The organism is Pyxidicoccus sp. M6 (assembly GCF_055568925.1).
This window is the reverse complement of record NZ_CM145714.1, coordinates 316,022-334,258: the sequence shown is the minus strand read 5'-3', so window position 1 is coordinate 334,258 and position 18,237 is coordinate 316,022. Positions and strand designations below refer to the sequence as shown.

Here is an 18,237-nt window from a genome sequence, read left to right as displayed (position 1 = left end):
TTGGGTGCATGAGCCACCGCATCCACTTCGAGCGACGAGACGAGCACGTCCGTGGAAATCCCCTGGCGCGCGAAGCCGCGTCCGACTCGCCAAGTGCGCTACGGCCCGCTCACGTGTCGGCGTCTCCAAACGAGAATGGAATGAGCGCCTCGTACTGCTCCTCGTCAGTGAGCCAGTCTGGCGGAGGCGTCGGGACGATGAACAGCACGTCGGAAGAGTCTCCGCGCCCGACCGCAATTGGTGCGCGCAGCGCCGGAACATCGAGCGGAGCGAGCTCGAGCCGTGGCTCCGCACCGGGCTCGGTCAGTATCTCCTCCCAGGCCGCGACGTCATCCAGGGTCGCGGAGCGGTCCCCGCCGCGCAGCCGGATGTAGCGGCGAAGGTCGACGCGCGCCGCGATGTCGCCGCGGTCAATCACGAGCAACTCCGCGCTGACACCGATGAGCTCGGCGGGGTCGTAGAACTCATCCGCGATGCGCGCCGAGAGCTCTTCGAGCCGCGTGCAGGCAAGACGTGCGTCGCCAATCGCAACGGCATACCAGCTGACATCGATGTGGCGAATCCAGCCTGCATCCGCGCCGAAGAAGCGCATGGCCTTCTCGATGCGCTGGCCAATCCCACCGAGCACGTCGTGGCTCCAGGGCTCCTCGGCGAAGCGGGAACGCGCCGCGCGAAACGACGCGAGCATCTGCTCCTCGAAGTGTTGCTCGCCAGGGCCACTGAACACGGGGGGTGTCGCCCATTCGATGCCGTGCTGTTGCATCCAGGCGCTGATGGCCGCGACCTGGAGCAACCCCATGCGCAGCAGGGATTGCACGTCGCGGATGGGCGACTCCGCGAGGTCGCTGTACCACCAGCGCCCCAGTGCTGTCGGCAACACGCGCTCGAGCAGGGCGGTCGTCGACTCCTGTGTCTCCGTGAGCTCCGCGCAGATGGCATCGAAGAAGGCGGCGTCCATGAGCGTGTGCGCGACGCGCCGCCCCGAGAACATGACGGTGCCGTGTCCCGTCGTGGCGCGCTCGATGGTCGCGAGCATCCGGTCGAGACCCTCCGTGTCGGAGCGCCGCCATGCATCCGTGGCTTCGACATCGAGCTTGATGCGCTTTTCACCGACGGCGTCCTCGAAGGAGCGTGTGGCCTGGTCGTCGATGTAGCTTCTCTCGCGGAAGCTGCTGCGGATGGTGCCATACCCGTTGTAGCTGCCGCGCATCGGCAGCGACGCCGGTTGCCAGCCTTGCGCTTCACGTTGCAGCACGATGGCGACGCACTCCGCGCCGCGCAGGGAGATGCCGCTCAACAGACAGCGGTAGTCGTACGAGCCCATGGGCCAGCGAAGCTACATCGCGGCCCACACTCATCGAAGCGCCGTGCGCGGGGTCGAAGATGCCCGCTCACTTCACTGTCTGTACTTGCGACGCGCTCACGCCGTCTCCCGTCACGGACACGGCGACGGCTCCCGCCTGCGTGGTGCGGAAGAAGAACTGCGCCTCCTGCTGTGGCGCCTCCAGATTCAGCGCCGCGCCCGCTCCCGACGCAGGCAGCGCCTGCGTGCACGCGGTATCCGCGTAGAACGTCACGCCCGCCGCCTCCACCATCAGCGTCGGCGTCGTCAGCGCGGACAGGTTGCCCACCGCGTCCTGGCTCTGCACCACCAGCGCCCCCGAGCAGGCTCCCGCCGCCACCTGCTGCCCCTCAGAGAGGAACACCACCCGCGCCGCCGCTCCCGCCACCACGTCCACGTCGAACGTGGCCCCCGGTGACGTCGCCCGGTCATACCCCGCACCGCTGATGTGGTTCCGGCTGATGACGTTGCCACCGCCGTAGTCCGAGATGGCCGCCTGATACGGATACCCGTTCGTCAGCGCCGCGCTGCTCAGCGTGTTGTCCACCACCTGGATGCGCGTGGACTCCGGCAGCGGCCCACCATCCGCCGCCGCCTGCGACAGGTTGATGCCCACGTCGTTGTCCGCCAGCGTGTTGTCGCGAACCACCACGTCCAGGCTCAGCGGCACGCCGTAGTACGGCCCGCCCACCACCAGGATGCCCGAAGCCGTGTACCCCGGCCCCGTGTACGAGTGGCCCGTCACCGAGTTCCCCGTCACACGCCCCGTCGCCCCCGAGCTCACCTGGATGCCATTGCGCGCAATCGCAGACACCGGCCCGCCGCCGTCCACCGTGTTGTTCTCCACCCTCACGTCCAACCTGCCCGACGCGAGGATGCCTCCCTTCTGGAAGCCCACCACCCGGTTGCGCAGCACGTCCACGCGCAGCGCCGAGGCCGCATCCATCGCATGACGAATTTCGATGGCGATGCCCTCCTGGCACCCGCCATTGCCACCCGGCTGGAACAGGTCCCGCACCTCGCTGTCGACGACCGACCCGCTCGCCCCAATCAGCCGGATGCCGGCCAGCGCGTCCTCTCCGCCGTCACACTTCCCCGCTCCAGTCAGCGCGCGGCCCACCACCTTCACCGCGCGCACGTCCGCCTCCGTGCCCCGGTTGCGCAGCACCGCGCCCAGGAAACGGCCGCCCTCCGGGTCCACCACCGTGAGCTCGTGCCCCGCTCCGTCGAACGTGTACCCGTCCGGGATGAACACCGTCGTCTCCGTCGTGCAGTCCGCCTGCATCGTCACCTTCGCGTCCTCCAGCGTCACGGAGCACGGCGGATGCTGGCCGCACCGCCCTCCGTTCCATGCCACCGCGAAGGTGTGCGAGTCGCTCAGCCCCGACCTGTTGGTGACGGTGAGCCGCACCGTGGGCTCCACTCCCGCCGGCAGGCAGGACAGCGCCGTCCAGTCCACCTCGCCCGTGCCGCCCGTCTTCGCCGGAGGCCCCAGGAGCCCCGTGCTCGCCGTCCACGTGAAGGTGAGCGGCTCGCGCTGCGGGTCCTCCGCCGTGGCCACCAGGCGCACCAGGTTTCCCGCCGTGGCCCCCTCCGAGGACTGTGACGTGGTCACGATGACCGGCGGCAGCTTGCGCACCACGCACAGCTCCACCGAGCCCTCACGCTCGCCGCCGAACCCGTCGCTCACCGAGAGCGTCAACTTGCAGTTGTTGCACGCCCCCGAGGGCAGCGCCGTGGGCGTGAAGCTCGCCTGGGCCGCCGTCGCGTTTTCGAAGGTCCCCTCGCACGAGGCCTTCCACTCGAGGCTGAGCGCGTCCCCATCCTCGTCCACGCTCAGCGCCTGGAGCGACACCGGGGTGCCCTCGCTCACCTCTCCCGAGGGCTGCGCCGTCAACTCCGACAGCGAGGGCCTGCGGTTGAACACGGCCCTGCTGGCCGGTACCAGCCCACCACCCCGGTCCACGCCCACCACGAAGTCCAGCGTCGCCGCCGCGCCGTGCGAGTCCGTCACCTGGAGCGTCAACGTGACGGCCCCCGGCTCCGCGGGCGCCGTCCACACCGGCGTCGCGGTCGTGTCATCGGAGAACCTGCCGCCCGTGGCCCGCCACGCGTAGGACACGGTGTCTCCCGCGTTCGCGTCGCCCGCGACGGCTCGCAGCGACAGCGCCGCGCCCGGCTTCACGCCCTGCGCGGAGCCCACCACCGCGTCGATGATGGGCGCCACGTTGCCCGACGGCTCGCCCCGCGACTGCGTCCCCGGCACCAGGACGATGAGCCCCGTGCGGTGCTTCGCCAGGGACACCTCGGACACCCGCGCCAGCGCCAGGGACGCGCCCTGCGCGTCGAACACCTCCGCCTCCACCGTGGCGCCCGCGCCCGAGTGCACGCGCACCGAGCCCTGCCAGCTCGCTCCCTCGCTGGCCAGGTCCTGGTGAACCGGCGCTCCTCCGGCTGGCGTCGCCGTGGCCACCACTCGCGCCACCGATGCCAGCGGCAGCGAGCGTGGCAGTGCCACCACCACCCTCGCGGAAGCGGAGGGCTCCAGGTTGATAGGCGGATGCTCGTCCTGATGGCAGCCCGCCATCGTCACCAGCACGCATGCGCTCAGCAGCAGGCCCAGACGAGTCGTGTGCGGTCGATGCATGTCCATGTCCTCTGTACGGAGGCCCGCAAGAATAGCGGCAAGCCCCAGGACCCCCAAGGAACCGCCTCTCGTACGAACGTGCCAGCCCGCTCCACGGCGTGGCACCCTCTGGAACAGTGTTTGCGTCGCGTCCACAACGAGCGCCGCATCGACGCGTCCACTATTGGTCGATGCGCTTGCGCCGGAACTTTCCGCGCCGGCTCGCTGAAGGTCGCGGTGCTCTCCTGGGACGCCGTGCGAGACGTGGAACATCGCCGGCCCCAGCCGTGGCCCATCCGCTTGAGCCACTGGCTCAACGTGCCGCTGCTCGTCATCATGGCGGCCAGCGGCCTGCAGATTCTCGTCGCGTACCCCATGCAGGGCCCACAGGGGCGGCCGTACGGCTGGTATCCGTTCCAGGGAGCTCCGCCGCCGGAGTGGAGCCGGCTCGGAGACTGGCTCGCGGGCGCCCGTCACTGGCACTTCGCCTTCGCCTGGTTCCTCACGCTCAACGGCTTGGCGTACGTGCTCTACCTCGCGCTCAGCGGAGAGTGGCGCCGCCGCCTCTTCCTGCCACGCCGCGACACGCGCAATGCCATGCAGACGCTCGCCTTCTACGTGCGCCTGCGGAAGCACGCTCCCGAGCAGGGGCTCTACAACGGCCTCCAGCGGCTGGCGTACACGGGCACGCTGGTGCTGGGCGCGCTCGCCATCCTCTCCGGCATGGTGCTCTACAAGCCCGTGCAGCTCGGCGCGCTCACGCGCCTCTTCGGCGGCTATGACCCGGCGCGGGCGATTCACCTCCTCGTGCTCGCGGCGTTCGCCTTCTTCACCCTGGGGCATGTCGCCCTCGTGCTGCTGCACCCGCGCACGCTCGGAGAGATGGTGACGGGTGGGAGGAGGCCGGATGCGTAGGCTCATCACCCGGCGCACCCTGCTGCTCAGCGCTGGCGCCGCCGCGCTCACCACCAGCGCTTGCGACAGCAGCCGCCCGCGCACCGGCTTCCTCGGCGCCATGGAGCGCTTCAACGCGCGCTTCCAGTCCGCCCTCTTCGACGCGGAGCAGCTCGCGCCGGAGCTGCCTCCCTCGGAGTCCACGCCTGCCGGCGCCTTCCCGCAGTACTTCATCTCCGACGTCGTGCCTCGCGCGCCCGCCGGCTGGGCCCTCCAGGTGGGCGGCCTCGTGCAGCGCCCGGGCGTGCTGTCCCTCGACGACCTCCAGCGCCTTCCCCGCACGGAGTTCCGCATCCGCCACCACTGCGTGGAGGGCTGGAGCGCGGTGGCGTCCTGGCACGGAGTGAAGCTCAGGGACCTCGCCGAGCACGTGGGCGCGGACCCTCGCGCGGGCTATGTGGAGTTCCGCTCGTTCGACGCGGGCTACTACTCGTCCTGGGACAGGCCGAGCGCCTTCCACCCGCAGACGATTCTGGCCTACGGGATGAACGGACAGCCGCTGATGCCGGAGCACGGCGCGCCGCTGCGCCTCTACGCGGCGGTGAAGCTCGGCTACAAGATGGTGAAGTACCTCACCGAGGTCCGCTTCCTCCCGGAGCCCACCGGCGGCTACTGGGAGGACCGCGGCTACGAGTGGTACGCGGGCGTCTGACTCGCGCTTCTGCTCACACCTCGCCGCCGATGAAGCCTCCTCGGCGGTGCTGAAGCGCCTCGCCTTCCCATGCCGTGAGACGGACGTCCCGAACCTGGACTGTGCCGGCATCGCAACTCACGGTGGTGGTCGGCAACTCCTGGTCAATGGCTCGAGGGCCTGCGTGAGCGCACCGCTCGCGACCCTCGTCACTCCGGGACACGGTCTTTTCACTGCATGAATTGCATTTGCCATTGCGTCAGGAAAGGACGCGCGCCGCGTCCATCCGCGCTCGGCCGAGCGCACAGCTGAATGTCAGACAAGGTTGTCAGGAGACCGCTCCATCCGGAGCGGCAAGAGAAGGTGGAATGATGGATTCACACAACGAGATGACACGAAGTACCGCGAAGCCAGGCCAGCCCATGCCGTCCTGTGGAATGGGCAGTCCGTCACGGGAGAATGGAGGGCCCTGCCAACCATCACCCAAGTGGATACTTCTTCGGAACTGAAGATGAGCCTCGTCATCAAGTGGCGAGTCCCGCCCCCGCCCACCGTGTCCGTCGTCTTCACCGGGCCGTACCTGTCCGATGTGGGTCGATACTGGGGCGCCGCGAACGGGTGGCGGCAGAGCGACAACACCAACATCACGGCGACTGTCTCCATGGGCGTAGAAAGCGAGACGAGCCCGTTCGCCACGGTCCGCGCCAACCAGAAGTATTTCTATAACTACAATGAGTTCGTCATTGATGTGCCAACCCGGCTCTGGGATGGCGTCACTCATCAGTTGGTCTCCATCGCCCGGCCCGAAGGTACGACCGCCAGCCAGGCTCAATTCCATGCGCTGTGCCTCGCCTCCACGGGCATTCCGTGGGAGAGGCGCGGGGTCCACCGCGCTTGCCGGGAACTGGGGAATCAAGGGAGGCATGCGCACCAGACTCGACACCTCCCCCAACTACACGACGGCTGTCTCCAACTGGTTCCAGGCAAACGGAGCGTCCGCCTGGATGCCGTCCCGGGACAAGGCCATCGAGCTGTTCCCCGCGGCGGATTCGTACGGCCTGGTGCGCTCGCCCGGCGGTACGCTCTACATCCTCGTCGGCCGCGCCAGGCTGCCCGTGGTGAGCGCGGACGCCGCCCGCGCCGCGGGCTTCGAGCCCTCGACGGCGCCCACCTACCGGGACGATGTGTTGTCGCGCATCCCCTACACCCCGGAGGACGGCACCATTCTTCGCGAGGTGGGCAAGCCGGCCATCCATGTCATCGCAGGCGGCGCACGTTTCTGGGTGCCCAGCGCTTCCGCGTGGGGCGCCTACCGTGACGCGCTGGGGCTCAGCGATGCCTCCATCCGCAATGTGCCGGCGGGCTCACTGCAGGGCATCGCCACGAATCCGGCTGACGGGACCGTGGTGCGCGAGCTGGGCAAGTCGGCCCTCTGGGTGTACCGGGGGGGCGGCCGCTTCTGGGTGCCCGGCCTCGTGGCCTGGGACGGCTACAAGGCCGCCACGGGCGTGACGGACTCGCACATCCACCCCATTCCGCTCGGCTCGCTCTGGTGGACGCTGGTGGACGTCAACGGCCAGGACGAGGGGCGTGCTCGCGAGGACCTGCCTCGTGACGGGACGGTGGTGCGACAGGTTGGCACTCCGGAGGTGTTCATCTACCAGGGGGGTGGCAACTTCTGGTTCCCCTCCGAGCAGGAACTGAATGCCTGGGGAGACGCCGCGCAGCGGACCCAGCTCATCCCCGCCGGAAGCCTCCAGCAGACGCTCATCCTCGTGAACGATGCGGAGACGCTGACCGCGCGTGATGACCTGCCCCGGGACGGAACGCTGATTCGGGAGCGCACCGGCACCCAGGTCTACCAGGTGCAGAGCGGGAAGAAGTACCCCGCCGGCAGCCATGACCCCGCCCAGGTGAAGCCCGTGCCCAACGGCTCCATCGAGCGCGTGCCCAACGGCTGACGCCGGCTTCGAGCGGAACTGAATCATCCCCGGGGCGGCCGAGTGGCTGCCCCGGGTTGTTTCAGCGGCTGCTCACGCCTTGCTGCCGGCGAAGCCTCCGCCGAAGGGCGAGAAGCCCCGCTTGCGCAGCGCCTCGCGCTCGGCCTGGAGCGCGGCCAGCGCCTCCTCGCGCGTGGTGTAGTGATTCACCGCCGCGCCGTTGATGGCCCCGCTGGTGAGCACGAACATGCGCGTCATCTCGTCGCCACCGAAGCGGTACGAGCGATGCGTGAAGCGCTCGAGCACCTCGCGCCGCTCCTTCCCGAAGACGCGCCCAGCGGTGAACTTCACCACCAGCCCGTCCAGGTTGATGAGCAGGTCCACCTTCCCCGAGTACTTCGAGAGGTGCTCCTCCACCTCACGCCGCCAGCGGAGGACATCCGCCTCGTTCGTCAGGATGCAGTCGGTGAAGTGCGCGGTGACGACGTCGTTCTGCGCGTCGTACTCGAATCTCATGCTCCAGGCCATCGGAAGGACTCCTGCGAGGCGCTACGCCGGGGCCGAGCCGGCGAGGAAGGCGGCCAGCACCGCCGCGGCTTCCACGGGGCGCTCCACCTGCGGGTAGTGGCCGGGGCCCGGCAGGTACGCCAGGCGCGCGCGGCGGATGGGGTTCACCACGGCTTCGCGCAGGAAGGCGGGCGGGAGGAACGCGTCGTCCGTCGCCACCACCAGCGTGGGCGCCGTAATCGCGGAGAGCTTGTCCGCGAAGCCGCCCTTGGTCCACGCGTCGAAGATGCTCTCAATCGCCACCGCGGACGTGTTCGCCGCGTCCTTCAGCATCGTCTCGAGGATGTCCGTGCCCTCGAGCAGCTTGCAGGACAGGTTGATGATGGTGGTCTGCTTCTCGCGGTTGCCCGCCGACGTGCGGAACAGCCCCGCCGCGTCCGGAGGCAGCGGCAGGCCCGCCGCCGGCACCGGGTTCAACAGCATCGCCGCCTCCACGCGCGAGGGCTCCTGCGCCGCCACCCACTGCGCGAGCTGGCCGCCCATGCTGTGCCCCACCACCGTGAAGCGCTTCGCCCCGGCCGCGTCCGCCACCGTGAGCACGTCCTGCGCCAGCTGCTGCAGCGTGTAGCCCGTGGTCGGCTTCCCCGACTGGCCCGTGCCGCGGCTGTCCGGGATCACCAGCCGCAGGCCCGTCAGGTCCAGGCGCTCGACCATCGCGTTCCATACCGCGCCGGACACCATCCATCCGTGCACGAGCACCACCGTGCGCGGCCCGTCACCAACGACGCGATAATGCAGTGAAGTCCCGTCAGACGCGGAAGTCGTGGGCATGCAGCCTCCTAAGAAGAAAAGGATAAAGCAGGTGCGGGTAAAATGTGCAGGACTGAAAGCAAGCCACGAGCATGAGACACAAGCCAAGGGGGCTCATGTAGGAGCGCGCCCCGAGTGAAGGGCCACTCACCATGCCACCGGGCGTCATGACGCGGCGCCGCTCTGGCACACTGCGCGCCCTCATGGCGGATGAACGGGACGGGACGGGTGGCGCGGCTCCAGGCGAGCCCCGACGCACGGTGTATTGCGAGGACGCGCTCGCGTGGCTGGAGGCACGGCCGGTGCTGGAGGGGTGCTCGGCCATCGCCTCGCTGCCGGACGTGTCGGAGTTCCCCTCGCTCACGCTCGCGGAGTGGAAGACGTGGTTCAGACGCGCGGCGGGGCTCGTCGCCTCGCGCGTGCCGGCGGACGGCGTGGCGCTCTTCTACCAGACGGACGTGAAGCAGGAGGGCGTCTGGGTGGACAAGGGCTACCTCGTGGCGCGCGCGGCCGAGGAGGCCGGGTGCGAGCTGCTCTTCCACAAGGTGGTGTGCCGCCGCGCGCCGGGGACGGTGACATTCGGCCGGCCCGCGTACTCGCACCTGCTGGCCTTCTCGAAGAGCGTGCGCGTGGACATGGCGAAGTCGACGGCGGACGTGCTGCCCGACGCGGGCGAGGTGACGTGGACGCGCGGCATGGGCGTGGAGGCGTGCCTCGTCGCGTGCCGCTTCATCCTGGAGCACACCGCCACGCGCACGGTGGTGGACCCGTTCTGCGGCCACGGCACGGTGCTGGCCGTGGCCAACGCGCTGGGCCTGGACGCGGTGGGTGTGGAGCTCAGCCGCAAGCGGGCTCGCAAGGCGCGCAACCTGCGCGGCGAGTGGGAGGGTGGGAAGCTGGTGCTCGCGGGCGCGGGTGGAACGGGCGCTCCGGAGGATGCTGGCGCGGAGTGAGCGACTCGGCGTGGCAGTGCTCACCGGACCGGTTCCGGCGGCGAGCAGCCTCACCGCGAGGGCGAGAACCACGGGCACGCTCCCGTGGTTCTCAGCGCGAGCGCGCCGGCTCGCCGCGGGCTACTTCAGCGCGCGGGCCGTCTGGACTTCGGCGCCCTGCGTCGAGGCGAAGGGCAGCGCGTCATGCGGCGCGGTGGACAGCTCGCGGGCGACGGCCGCTTCGAGCTCGGTGATGAAGGCCTCGAAGAGGCGCTCCTCCTGCGCGAGCGCTTCGTCGAGGGAAGCGCCCACCGCGGTGAGGCGCGCGACGCACGCGTCCTCGATGGAGCGGCGGTGGCTCTGCTCCTCGGTGACGACTCGGCCCAGCTCCTCGCGCACGGAGGCCTGACGCGAGGCGGCCTTGTAGAGCGGGTAGAGGACCATGGCCCGCCGTTCAATCGCCGTCGTGGTGAGGAGGTAGTGGAGGACCATGTCCGGCGCGCCGGTGTACGACGTGGCCCAGGCGGCCAGGTCGTGGTCCAGCGCCTGGAAGTAGCGGACCGCGGCCTCGGGGCAGAGGTAGTCCTTGATTTCGGTGCCGGCGACTTCGACGGAGAGCCGCTTGAAGGCGAAGGCGTGGCGCGTCTCGTCCGCGAGGTGGTTGAGCACCTCCAGCGAGGGGTGACGGTCCGCCACCGTGCGCGAAATCTTCCGCGCGCCGATGAACTCCATGAGGGACACGGTGTGCAGCCAGCGCGCCTCGACCTGAGGGGACTGGGAGAGCTGGCGGAGCACTGCCTGGATTCGGTCTCGCATGGCGCCGCCGTCTAGCGCGCCTGTCGCCAGCGTGCGAGCACGAAGACGCCTGGCTGGGCGCACGGTGGGTGTGGCCTTTCGGGCGAGGACAGGTGTTACACAGGGGAGCGCTCGCTCCGCGGTGACCTCGGTGTCACCGCTGTCCTCCGGGGGATGACACCGTGTTCACACTGCCCACCACGCTCCTGCTCCTCGCCGCCGCTCCTGCGTCCGGCTCCGTTCAGCTCCATGAAGGCGTGCCCGCGGGCTTCAAGGCGGACGGGAAGCTCGATGAGTGGAAGCTGCCGCCCTCGCTCACCCTCGGCGCGGAGAACCAGGTGGCCGGGAGCCTGAAGGTCTCCTCGCCCGCGGATTTGTCCGCGAAGGTGTGGCTGGCCGTGGGCCCGGAGGGGCTCGCCATCGCCGGCGAAGTGCTCGACGACAAGGTGCAGCTCACGAATCCGAAGGAGATCAACGCGGACCACGTGGAGGTGTGGCTCGCGCTGCCTCCTCCGAAGATGCCGCCGCTGGCGTTCATCAGTCACGTGGCGGAGAACCTCGTCCCCAAGGAGGCGGATTGCGCGAAGGTGTCCGAGGAGGACCCGGCCGCGTGCAAGACGTGGTGGAAGCAGCAGACCGCGCGGCGCAAGCAGCTGCAGGCGGAGCTCGTCGCGCAGTACGGGCTGATGCCGAAGGGCACGGTGCGCTTCGGGCTGAATGGCTCGGTGGGCCCGGCGAAGTACGAGACGTTCCCCGGTGGCTACCGCTTCGAGGCGCTCATTCCGGTGGGGGCGTTCCCTCGCACCGCGCAGGCGCCGCTTCGCGACGTGCGCGTGCTGGTGGACCTGGTGGACAGCGACGAGGGCGGCGCGAAGCAGGAGACGTTCCTGTCCTCGTCGACGAAGCGGAAGTTTGGCGATGCGTCCACGTTCCATGCGGTGACGCTGACGAAGCCGCTGCGCTTCGGAAAGTGGCCGGAGCTGCTGGAGTGGTCGCTGAAGGAGCAGCCCGGCGCTTCGTACGTCCCGGGGCCGGATGCGGATGCGCTGCAGGTCTGGGTGAATCGCGCGGAGGCGTACCAGTTCGCTCCGTCCGTACCGAGCCCGGAGGTGGTGAAGGTGGACCTGGGCGCGGTGAAGAGCCTGGGGAAGGTGGGGGACGTGGAGCTCGTCTCGGTGCAGGGGACGGCGGATGACCTGGGCCGTGTGAGCACGTGGCTGATGTCTCGCAAGGGGCAGACGATTCTGCAGACGCAGAACGTGAGCGATGAGCAGGTGAAGGTGACGCCGCGCGCGCCGGGGCTGCACGTGGTTCGCATCTACGACGGCATGAACAATCCGATGGGCAGCGGCGCGTGTGGCGCGTGCCCGGTGGTGTTCTTCCGCTACGTCACCCTGGACGCGCAGGGGAGGCTCTCCCAGCCGGTGGAGCTGGAGGGCGCGGGCGGCATGTCGGGCTACCCGGTGGAGTGGGCGGTGAGCGCGGACCTCGCGCGCATCGAGGCGTTCGAGGTGGAGGAGGACGCGAACGGGAAGAAGGGCGCGAAGCGGCTCGCCGCGCGTCACACGTTCGATGTGAAGACGGGGAAGTACACGTCGGAGACGTTCGCTGCGCCGGAGGACGGCGTGGCGGAGGATACGAAGTAAGCCGGTGCTCGCGCCGGCTTGTTTCTTGGTGAGAGGGTCCGGTGTAAGACCGCGAGGACTGCGGAACACCGGACCCGATGAACGGGCTGGCCTGGGAGTACCCGATGCGGCTGAAGACGCTCAGCTATCAGGACAAAACCACTGGATGGACGCTCCAAAAGTTGGAACTGGATCCATTCAATCTGCTGGTAGGTGCATCGGGAGTAGGCAAAACGCGCATTCTGCGGGCAATTCGTGAGGTCCGAGCGACCGCTTATATGCGGCACCAGAATGCACGTCTGATGGTAGACACGGATTCTGACGTAGCCATCCGCTTTGCCATCAGCTTCGAGCATGAAGGTCAGGACTACGCCTGGGAGTTCGAAAGCGAGCCACGAAGTCGAGACAATTCGGTAGATGCATCCCAAAACTCTGCAGACCAGCTCCTGACCGTCGTTACGCAAGAGCGCCTCACAAGCACCTCGTCAGGCGTTCTCATCGAGCGAACTCCGGAGAGGTTCATTTTCCGAGGCCGTGAGCTGCCGCTTCTCCGTCGTTCTGAAACTGCTCTTGTGTTGCTCGATGAGCCACTCATCCAGCAGGTCCGTAATGCCCTCGTCTACCGCCTCTTGGATGACCAAGGTATTAATCGCCAAGGCACCATCAGAGTCATTGACCTCGCTACCGAGTCATCCCTTCGAGAATCCCTCAGTGGGCTCCAATCCCTGGAGCAATTGCGAGCACTCACACTCAATGTGGTGGAGAAGAAAGCCTTCTTTCTTCAAGAGCGGTTTCCAGCGCAGTTCGAGCACCTGAAGCAACTCTTCATTGAAATCTTCCCATCAGTAGAAGACGTAGTCGTCACGAAGACTTCTTTAGGCAATCCTCAATTGGGTGCAGACCTGGGCATCCATCTCGATTTCGAGTTGAAGGAGCGCGGCGTCTCCGCCCGATTCCGAAGTAGCGAACACTCGTCTGGGATGTATCGAACCCTGACGCATCTCATTGAGCTTTGGCTTGCGCCTGCGGGCTCGGTCGTCCTCATCGACGAGTTCGAGAACAGCCTCGGCGTCAACTGCATGGGCCCGCTGACCGAGTTCATCCAGTCTCGCGCCTCCGAGCTGCAGTTCATCATCACCAGCCACCACCCCTACATCATCAACAAGATTCCCAAGAGCCACTGGAAGGTGGTGCGCCGCAAGGGCAGCCTCGTCACCGTGACGCCAGCCTCAGAGATCAAGGCGCTCCAGGGCGACTCGGCTCAGGACGATTTCACCCGGCTCCTCAACTCGCCGGAGTTCGAAGAGGGCCTCGCGTGAAGCTCTACCTCCTCGTCGAGGGGGAGCAGACCGAGAAGCGACTCTTCCGCGCCTGGCTCAGGCACTGCTTTACCCAGCTCTCGGAAGTCCAGACGCCCGCGGACCTCTCGGCGGATACCTTCTTCCTGCTCGCGGGCATGGGCTATCCCTCATACCTCCAGCGCATCCCGCAGGCGCTCGAAGATGCCGCGCGGCACCGGGTGGACCACCTGTTCGTCTGCATCGACTCGGAGGACCGCACGTATGAGCAACGGCGCTCCGAAGTCGCGGGCATCCTGGAGGCCGCCGCCACGGTGCTCCAACGGCGTGGACTCCAGTTCCTCGGCCGCATCCACGTCATCGTCGCGGACTGCTGCGTCGAAAGCTGGCTGCTCGGTCACCGGCGGCTGGTTCCCCGCCAGCCCACGGCGGAAGAGTTGCTCCGGTTCAAGCAGTTCTACGACGTGTCCTCGGACGACCCCGAGCGGATGGGGTGCCCGTCTCACGCAATGAGCAGGGCGCTCTACCATCACGACTACCTGCGTGCCGTCTTCCGGCATCACGGGCAGACCTATCTCAAGAACAACCCGGGCATCGCCAAGGAGGGCAACTACCTCGCGGCCCTGCGTGACCGGTGCCTCGATGAAACACTGCCCCCGCACCTCCAGAGCTTCCGTGTGCTCTGGGATGTCTGGAGCGATATGGGCGGCCGCTTCGAGGTAGAGCAGAGCCCGACCACCTGACCACCCGTTCCTCTGCGTGCAGCCAGGTGCCAATACCCATCCTCACTCAACAGCGCTCCGCCATCACTGACAATGAATCAGGCCTGACACCATCCCGGCGCCCTGTCGTACCGGATTGAGACCCTCTGTCCCTTTCCCTCACCAAGGGGACATCCACGGAGGAGTGCATGCGACTGAAGCGCAGTGGGGCCACTGTGTTGTTGCGAATGCTGTTACCACTGGGGACGGGCTGGCCACAGGAGCCCGAGGTCACGGTGAAGGCTGGCGAGGACGGGATGCTCATCCGCGAGCCTGACCTCAATGCCTCGCTCGAACCAACCGGAGAAAAGAAGGCCGAACCCGAGTCGTTCGCCCCTGCTTCCGCGCGCCGCTCGTGGAAGTACCTGCTGCGGATGGCGGCGACGGCACTGACGCTGCTGCCCCGGCACGGTGTTGGTGAGGAGGAGGGCTTCCTGCTGTACCCGACGCCGGAGGGCGCACTGCGCCCGGGCGGCTTCGTCTCGGTGGGCATGGGGGTGGACAATGCGCGCTGAAACTCGGCTGCGGCGTGGCGTGGGCGTATGGCTGGCCGCAGCCCTCTTCGCCACCGGTTGCGCCTCGCGGCCGTCCCAGGCCGGACATGGCGCGGCCCTCTCGTATGCCCCAGGCCCGTCCCCCTCGCAGGGGTTGAGGGCCACCGCCACCGCCAGCCTCCCGGAGGACTCCTCTGGAATGGAGGACGAGGGGCCGCTGTACCGCCGCCTCCCCAACCAGACGCAGGGCGCGGGTTGGGGGGAGACGGCTCCGCTACGGGCGCCTCGTGCCACTGCCGCCGTGTGCGGTGACGTGCCGTCCGGCTGGCCCCACCTGGACTCGGAAGAAGCGGTGCTGGCCCCCTTCCTCGGGTGTCCCAGCCCCGCGGCCTTCGTCGCCCTGCAGCGCGCGGTGGACATGCCGCGGCTGGTGGAGTCCCTCTCCGACTGGAACGCCGTCCGGCTGGGGGCCCTGGGCCCGCTGGACGCGAAGGCCTCGGAAATTCTCAACCGCAAGCGGGCGGCATTCCTCGTCAACGCCACCGAGAAGTACGGACTCCCTCGTGCGGAAGTCTTTGCCCTCTTCATCCTCCACGCTTCCTTCGACGACGAGCTCCGCCAACTCCTGCGCCTGCTGAGGGACGGCAAGCAGCTGGGGGACACGTTGGGGCAGATGGCCGTTGTCCGCGAGGAGCTGCGGCGACGTGGGCTGGAGCTCTCCGAGTACCCCGACCGAGAGGAGCGCGCGGCGGATGTGCTCCGAGGACTGGGGCGCGCGGGCCGCGATGCACTCTCCAGCTCCTCGGTGAGCGACGGAGCCCGGTACCAGGACCTCACCGCGAAGCGAGGGCAGTTGCCGCCGCCCTACCAGTCCGCCCTCGACGAGGTGGAGAGGGCGCTGATGGAGCGGCACTACGCGCCAGGAAGTACAGCGCTTGGGGCCTTCGACCACCTGACATTCGGCGTGCCCCTGGGCTTCTACCACCTCGTGGCTGGCGCAGGGCACGGGGCGCACTCGCTGTACCAGGGCAGGTACGAGCAGGCCACGCGGGAGTTGGCACCGGCCGCGTTGGCGGTGGCGCTGTACGCCGGAGGCAAGGGGGCTCGGGCCCTCGCGGAGTCCAGAGGGAGCGGGCTGTCGCGACTGGCAGCGCTGGATGCGGAAGTGCTGAAGGCAGTCGTGAAGAACTTGGAGGAAAAGCTCGGGAGCGACGCGGCTCGCGAGTTCTTCGCACTCATCCGGGGCGAACGTTCCGTCGGCTATTTCGTGGCGGCCGAGGGACTGGATGGCGCGATGGCCATCCATGAAGCCCGAGGCAATGTGCCAAAGGCGCAGGCCCTGCTGGCGGAGGCGTATCGCGAGCGACCACGGGCCGCGGCAACGCGGGGTGGCAGCGCGAAGAGAGGCAGCAGCACGTCCGCCCTGCCACCAGAGTCGGCCGGAATCGCACCGGAAGTGGCGGAAGCAAAGCTCCTGCAGGTGGAGGCCGAGACTGGCGGGCCGCGCTTGCCGATGAACGTGGCGCTTCTGAAGAAGCATCGCGAAGCACTACAAGCTGCCGCCCCTCCCGGAACTGAAGCCCATCCGCTCTGGCCCGACTATGTGTCGTACCTGGAGAAGAGGACCGCTGAAGTCGAGCAGGGCAAGGCGGCCAAGGGACCCTTGGAGTGGACGGGCTACCAGGTCATGCGTACGCGGTACGCGCGGGGCCTGGCCTTCGAGAGACTCATGTTCTCCATCCTGGAGAAGGACGCGGCGCTCCCGCGGGCCCAGCGGCAGTGGCTCAAGGACTTCAATCAGCCCCGCGTCATGGCACACGTGGGCGTAGCGAAGGCGGACCTGCGCTTCGCGGACGCGCTCGTCATCGAGGACCGACCACCTGTTGGTCGACCACCTCGGGTGGAGACGTTCAGCTTCAAGAGCCGGGACCTTTCGCAGATGGGAGAAGCCGCACTGGAGGCGCAAATGCTGACGGATGCGCGCGATGCCTTGAGGTATTACGGTGAGACCTTGAACATTCGCCGGCCCGGGATGGAGATGGAAGCACAGATTCAAAGAGTTCGTCTCGTGTACCAAGGAGGTGCGCTCAAGCCCTCAAGGTCAGGCGTGTTGCAGGAAGCATTGGGAGAAGTCACTGATGAGGTCGAGGGCGTAGAGGTGCTGTTCCAATGAAAGTATTGGGGCTCCACGAGCTCAAACCAGAGGATCAGTTGGAGTTTCGCTTCAAGGCCGCTTTAACCCCAGGGTTGGTTACGGGGAAAGAGCTGGGACCTCTCCTCCAAGCGCTTGAGACCTGGTCGGGAGATTGGATGCCAGACGTCGTCGAAGGAAAGCGCCGGCGGAAATATTCTCGCGAGTCCGTCTTGAAAGCGTTGGAAGAAAAGGGTGGCACAAAGAATGTGACCATCGGCCTCTATCGCACAGCGAGTCCAGCGTTGGACATGGCGTTGCGGCTCAGGCTGTCGCCTGACGCTCCCGAACTGTCTGTCGGAATTGCTTTGAAGCCACTCTCCTTCTTCTCGACAGAGGAGCGCTGCAGAAGTTTTGTAGAACTGGTGCGCGCCTGGGCAAGCCACTATCCGGTCATTCATGCCGCGGCAAACAGCCTTGCCGACGATGAACTGGCTGGCGCGCCCTGCTTTGGCCGCGACACGGAGACTACGCGGAGAGAAGGCTTCAATCAGGTATTTGAAGTCTCCTGGGTCAATGTCTTCGGTCCGAAGTTGGTTGAAACTGTTGGCCGGAAGCGTCTGCTATCCACGCCTGCTTACCGAGTGGAGGAACTTCCGAACAACTCCATACTCCTCGTGCGGTGGCCTACTGTTATTGATTTCGCGAGTTACGAAGCGCGTGTGGCCCAGGCCCGCGCTCATGCCCATCTGCGGCCAGACCTCAACTTCGAAATCTTGTTACGCGCCCTGCGTGAGCGGAGTGCCTCACTGGCACCTGTGGAACCCAGCTTTCATCCGGACCTGAAGCCTCTTCTTTCGCGGATCGTGGACGCTGCTGCGATACACGAAAGACAGGCGAGGATTGCTGCACTCAATTCATACCGGCCGCCCAATGCGGAGGAGTGGCTTCCTGTTGCCCTTCCATCAGATGTGGAGAGCCCGGAGCGCAGCTGCGACCATTACGACGACCTCATGGAGAGCCTGGTCGCGGCGCTACACACCTCGGTGGACTCCCTCTCCGAGGCTACGCCTGAGTCACTGACGGACCTCGACTTCCACTTTTGGAGAGAGAACTTCCCTGAGATGTACGAGCGGAAGCTCATTGACGAGCATACGGCGCCGGCCGTGGGCGCCTACCTGGGTGGCGTGCTGGTGAGGCGCCTTGGCGGGCAGTGGATTCCGCGCAAGAAACTGGAGGAATCCCAGGTGCGCGTCGGCAACCGCGTCTGGCTACCCTTCCTCCGTGCCCGCCGGTACATGGAGTCCCGCCAGTCCCTGCTGGACTACTCCCTCACGCAACTCTTCCGTGAGGCAGAGCGGCACCGCTCCTGGCAAGGTCAACAGTGAATC

The 18,237-nt window shown here is 67.4% G+C and carries 15 protein-coding genes; 10 read left to right on the top strand and 5 right to left on the bottom strand.

The genetic code is table 11. From position 1 onward, the window contains the following. Positions 1-109: 109 nt before the first annotated feature. Both ACVTJA_RS01290 and ACVTJA_RS01285 read right to left on the bottom strand, forming a co-directional pair. Positions 110-1,324: a hypothetical protein gene (locus ACVTJA_RS01290; RefSeq protein WP_465833075.1), complete on the bottom strand. Its 1,215-nt coding sequence runs from the start codon at positions 1,322-1,324 to the stop codon at positions 110-112. Positions 1,325-1,391: 67 nt separating this feature from the next. Continuing rightward, positions 1,392-3,989, bottom strand: a complete 2,598-nt coding sequence (locus ACVTJA_RS01285) for an Ig-like domain-containing protein (protein ID WP_465833073.1) — start codon at positions 3,987-3,989, stop codon at positions 1,392-1,394. Between the two features lie 216 nt (positions 3,990-4,205). On the opposite strand from ACVTJA_RS01285, the gene ACVTJA_RS01280 reads away from it, so the two are divergent. The 3 genes from ACVTJA_RS01280 (at position 4,206) to ACVTJA_RS01270 (ending at position 7,514) form a co-directional block, all read left to right on the top strand. Beyond that, positions 4,206-4,883: a cytochrome b/b6 domain-containing protein gene (locus ACVTJA_RS01280; protein WP_465833071.1), complete on the top strand. Its 678-nt coding sequence runs from the start codon at positions 4,206-4,208 to the stop codon at positions 4,881-4,883. Further along, positions 4,876-5,574: a molybdopterin-dependent oxidoreductase gene (locus ACVTJA_RS01275; protein ID WP_465833070.1), complete on the top strand. Its 699-nt coding sequence runs from the start codon at positions 4,876-4,878 to the stop codon at positions 5,572-5,574. Before ACVTJA_RS01280 ends, ACVTJA_RS01275 begins: the two co-directional genes overlap by 8 nt. A gap of 902 nt (positions 5,575-6,476) precedes the next feature. Beyond that, a complete protein-coding gene (locus ACVTJA_RS01270; protein WP_465833068.1) occupies positions 6,477-7,514 on the top strand; it encodes a hypothetical protein in 1,038 nt (345 codons plus the stop codon). Between the two features lie 72 nt (positions 7,515-7,586). Here ACVTJA_RS01270 and ACVTJA_RS01265 read toward each other — a convergent pair whose 3' ends face one another. Both ACVTJA_RS01265 and ACVTJA_RS01260 read right to left on the bottom strand, forming a co-directional pair. After that, positions 7,587-8,021 (bottom strand): hypothetical protein, encoded by a 435-nt coding sequence (locus ACVTJA_RS01265; RefSeq protein WP_465833066.1) that lies wholly within the window; start codon positions 8,019-8,021, stop codon positions 7,587-7,589. A 21-nt stretch (positions 8,022-8,042) separates the two neighbouring features. Then, on the bottom strand, positions 8,043-8,831 hold the full coding sequence (locus ACVTJA_RS01260; protein WP_465833065.1) for an alpha/beta fold hydrolase: 789 nt from the start codon (positions 8,829-8,831) through the stop codon (positions 8,043-8,045). Positions 8,832-9,013: 182 nt separating this feature from the next. Between ACVTJA_RS01260 and ACVTJA_RS01255 the strand changes: the two genes are divergently transcribed. Beyond that, the gene (locus tag ACVTJA_RS01255; protein WP_465840746.1) at positions 9,014-9,763 is read left to right on the top strand and encodes a DNA methyltransferase; all 750 of its coding nucleotides are present in this window, start codon (positions 9,014-9,016) and stop codon (positions 9,761-9,763) included. Positions 9,764-9,883: 120 nt separating this feature from the next. On the opposite strand, the gene ACVTJA_RS01250 is transcribed toward ACVTJA_RS01255, so the two are convergent. Continuing rightward, on the bottom strand, positions 9,884-10,558 hold the full coding sequence (locus tag ACVTJA_RS01250; RefSeq protein ID WP_465833064.1) for a hypothetical protein: 675 nt from the start codon (positions 10,556-10,558) through the stop codon (positions 9,884-9,886). 161 nt (positions 10,559-10,719) lie between these two features. Between ACVTJA_RS01250 and ACVTJA_RS01245 the strand changes: the two genes are divergently transcribed. The 6 genes from ACVTJA_RS01245 (at position 10,720) to ACVTJA_RS01220 (ending at position 18,234) form a co-directional block, all read left to right on the top strand. Then, entirely contained in the window at positions 10,720-12,183 is a 1,464-nt protein-coding gene (locus ACVTJA_RS01245; protein ID WP_465833062.1) for a DOMON domain-containing protein, read from the top strand. A gap of 104 nt (positions 12,184-12,287) precedes the next feature. Next, positions 12,288-13,481, top strand: coding sequence for an AAA family ATPase (locus ACVTJA_RS01240; protein ID WP_465833060.1), 1,194 nt, complete (start codon positions 12,288-12,290; stop codon positions 13,479-13,481). Beyond that, positions 13,478-14,203: a hypothetical protein gene (locus ACVTJA_RS01235; RefSeq protein ID WP_465833058.1), complete on the top strand. Its 726-nt coding sequence runs from the start codon at positions 13,478-13,480 to the stop codon at positions 14,201-14,203. The genes ACVTJA_RS01240 and ACVTJA_RS01235 overlap by 4 nt, the downstream gene beginning before the upstream one ends. 167 nt (positions 14,204-14,370) lie before the next feature. Further along, positions 14,371-14,736 carry a hypothetical protein gene (locus tag ACVTJA_RS01230; RefSeq protein ID WP_465840776.1) on the top strand — a complete coding sequence of 122 codons (366 nt, stop codon included), beginning with the start codon at positions 14,371-14,373 and terminating at the stop codon, positions 14,734-14,736. After that, positions 14,726-16,888 (top strand): hypothetical protein, encoded by a 2,163-nt coding sequence (locus tag ACVTJA_RS01225; RefSeq protein ID WP_465833056.1) that lies wholly within the window; start codon positions 14,726-14,728, stop codon positions 16,886-16,888. The genes ACVTJA_RS01230 and ACVTJA_RS01225 overlap by 11 nt, the downstream gene beginning before the upstream one ends. Beyond that, a complete protein-coding gene (locus tag ACVTJA_RS01220; RefSeq protein ID WP_465833055.1) occupies positions 16,885-18,234 on the top strand; it encodes a hypothetical protein in 1,350 nt (449 codons plus the stop codon). The genes ACVTJA_RS01225 and ACVTJA_RS01220 overlap by 4 nt, the downstream gene beginning before the upstream one ends. Positions 18,235-18,237: the final 3 nt, after the last annotated feature.

What these genes read in the sequence shown, in the direction of transcription:
- ACVTJA_RS01290 (WP_465833075.1), bottom strand. Translation starts at nt 1,324, where the DNA reads ATGGGCTCGTACGACTACCGCTGTCTGTTGAGCGGCATCTCCCTGCGC.
- ACVTJA_RS01285 (WP_465833073.1), bottom strand. Translation starts at nt 3,989, where the DNA reads ATGCATCGACCGCACACGACTCGTCTGGGCCTGCTGCTGAGCGCATGC.
- ACVTJA_RS01275 (WP_465833070.1), top strand. Translation starts at nt 4,876, where the DNA reads ATGCGTAGGCTCATCACCCGGCGCACCCTGCTGCTCAGCGCTGGCGCC.
- ACVTJA_RS01270 (WP_465833068.1), top strand. Translation starts at nt 6,477, where the DNA reads ATGCGCACCAGACTCGACACCTCCCCCAACTACACGACGGCTGTCTCC.
- ACVTJA_RS01265 (WP_465833066.1), bottom strand. Translation starts at nt 8,021, where the DNA reads ATGGCCTGGAGCATGAGATTCGAGTACGACGCGCAGAACGACGTCGTC.
- ACVTJA_RS01260 (WP_465833065.1), bottom strand. Translation starts at nt 8,831, where the DNA reads ATGCCCACGACTTCCGCGTCTGACGGGACTTCACTGCATTATCGCGTC.
- ACVTJA_RS01255 (WP_465840746.1), top strand. Translation starts at nt 9,014, where the DNA reads ATGGCGGATGAACGGGACGGGACGGGTGGCGCGGCTCCAGGCGAGCCC.
- ACVTJA_RS01250 (WP_465833064.1), bottom strand. Translation starts at nt 10,558, where the DNA reads ATGCGAGACCGAATCCAGGCAGTGCTCCGCCAGCTCTCCCAGTCCCCT.
- ACVTJA_RS01240 (WP_465833060.1), top strand. Translation starts at nt 12,288, where the DNA reads ATGCGGCTGAAGACGCTCAGCTATCAGGACAAAACCACTGGATGGACG.
- ACVTJA_RS01230 (WP_465840776.1), top strand. Translation starts at nt 14,371, where the DNA reads ATGCGACTGAAGCGCAGTGGGGCCACTGTGTTGTTGCGAATGCTGTTA.
- ACVTJA_RS01225 (WP_465833056.1), top strand. Translation starts at nt 14,726, where the DNA reads ATGCGCGCTGAAACTCGGCTGCGGCGTGGCGTGGGCGTATGGCTGGCC.
- ACVTJA_RS01220 (WP_465833055.1), top strand. Translation starts at nt 16,885, where the DNA reads ATGAAAGTATTGGGGCTCCACGAGCTCAAACCAGAGGATCAGTTGGAG.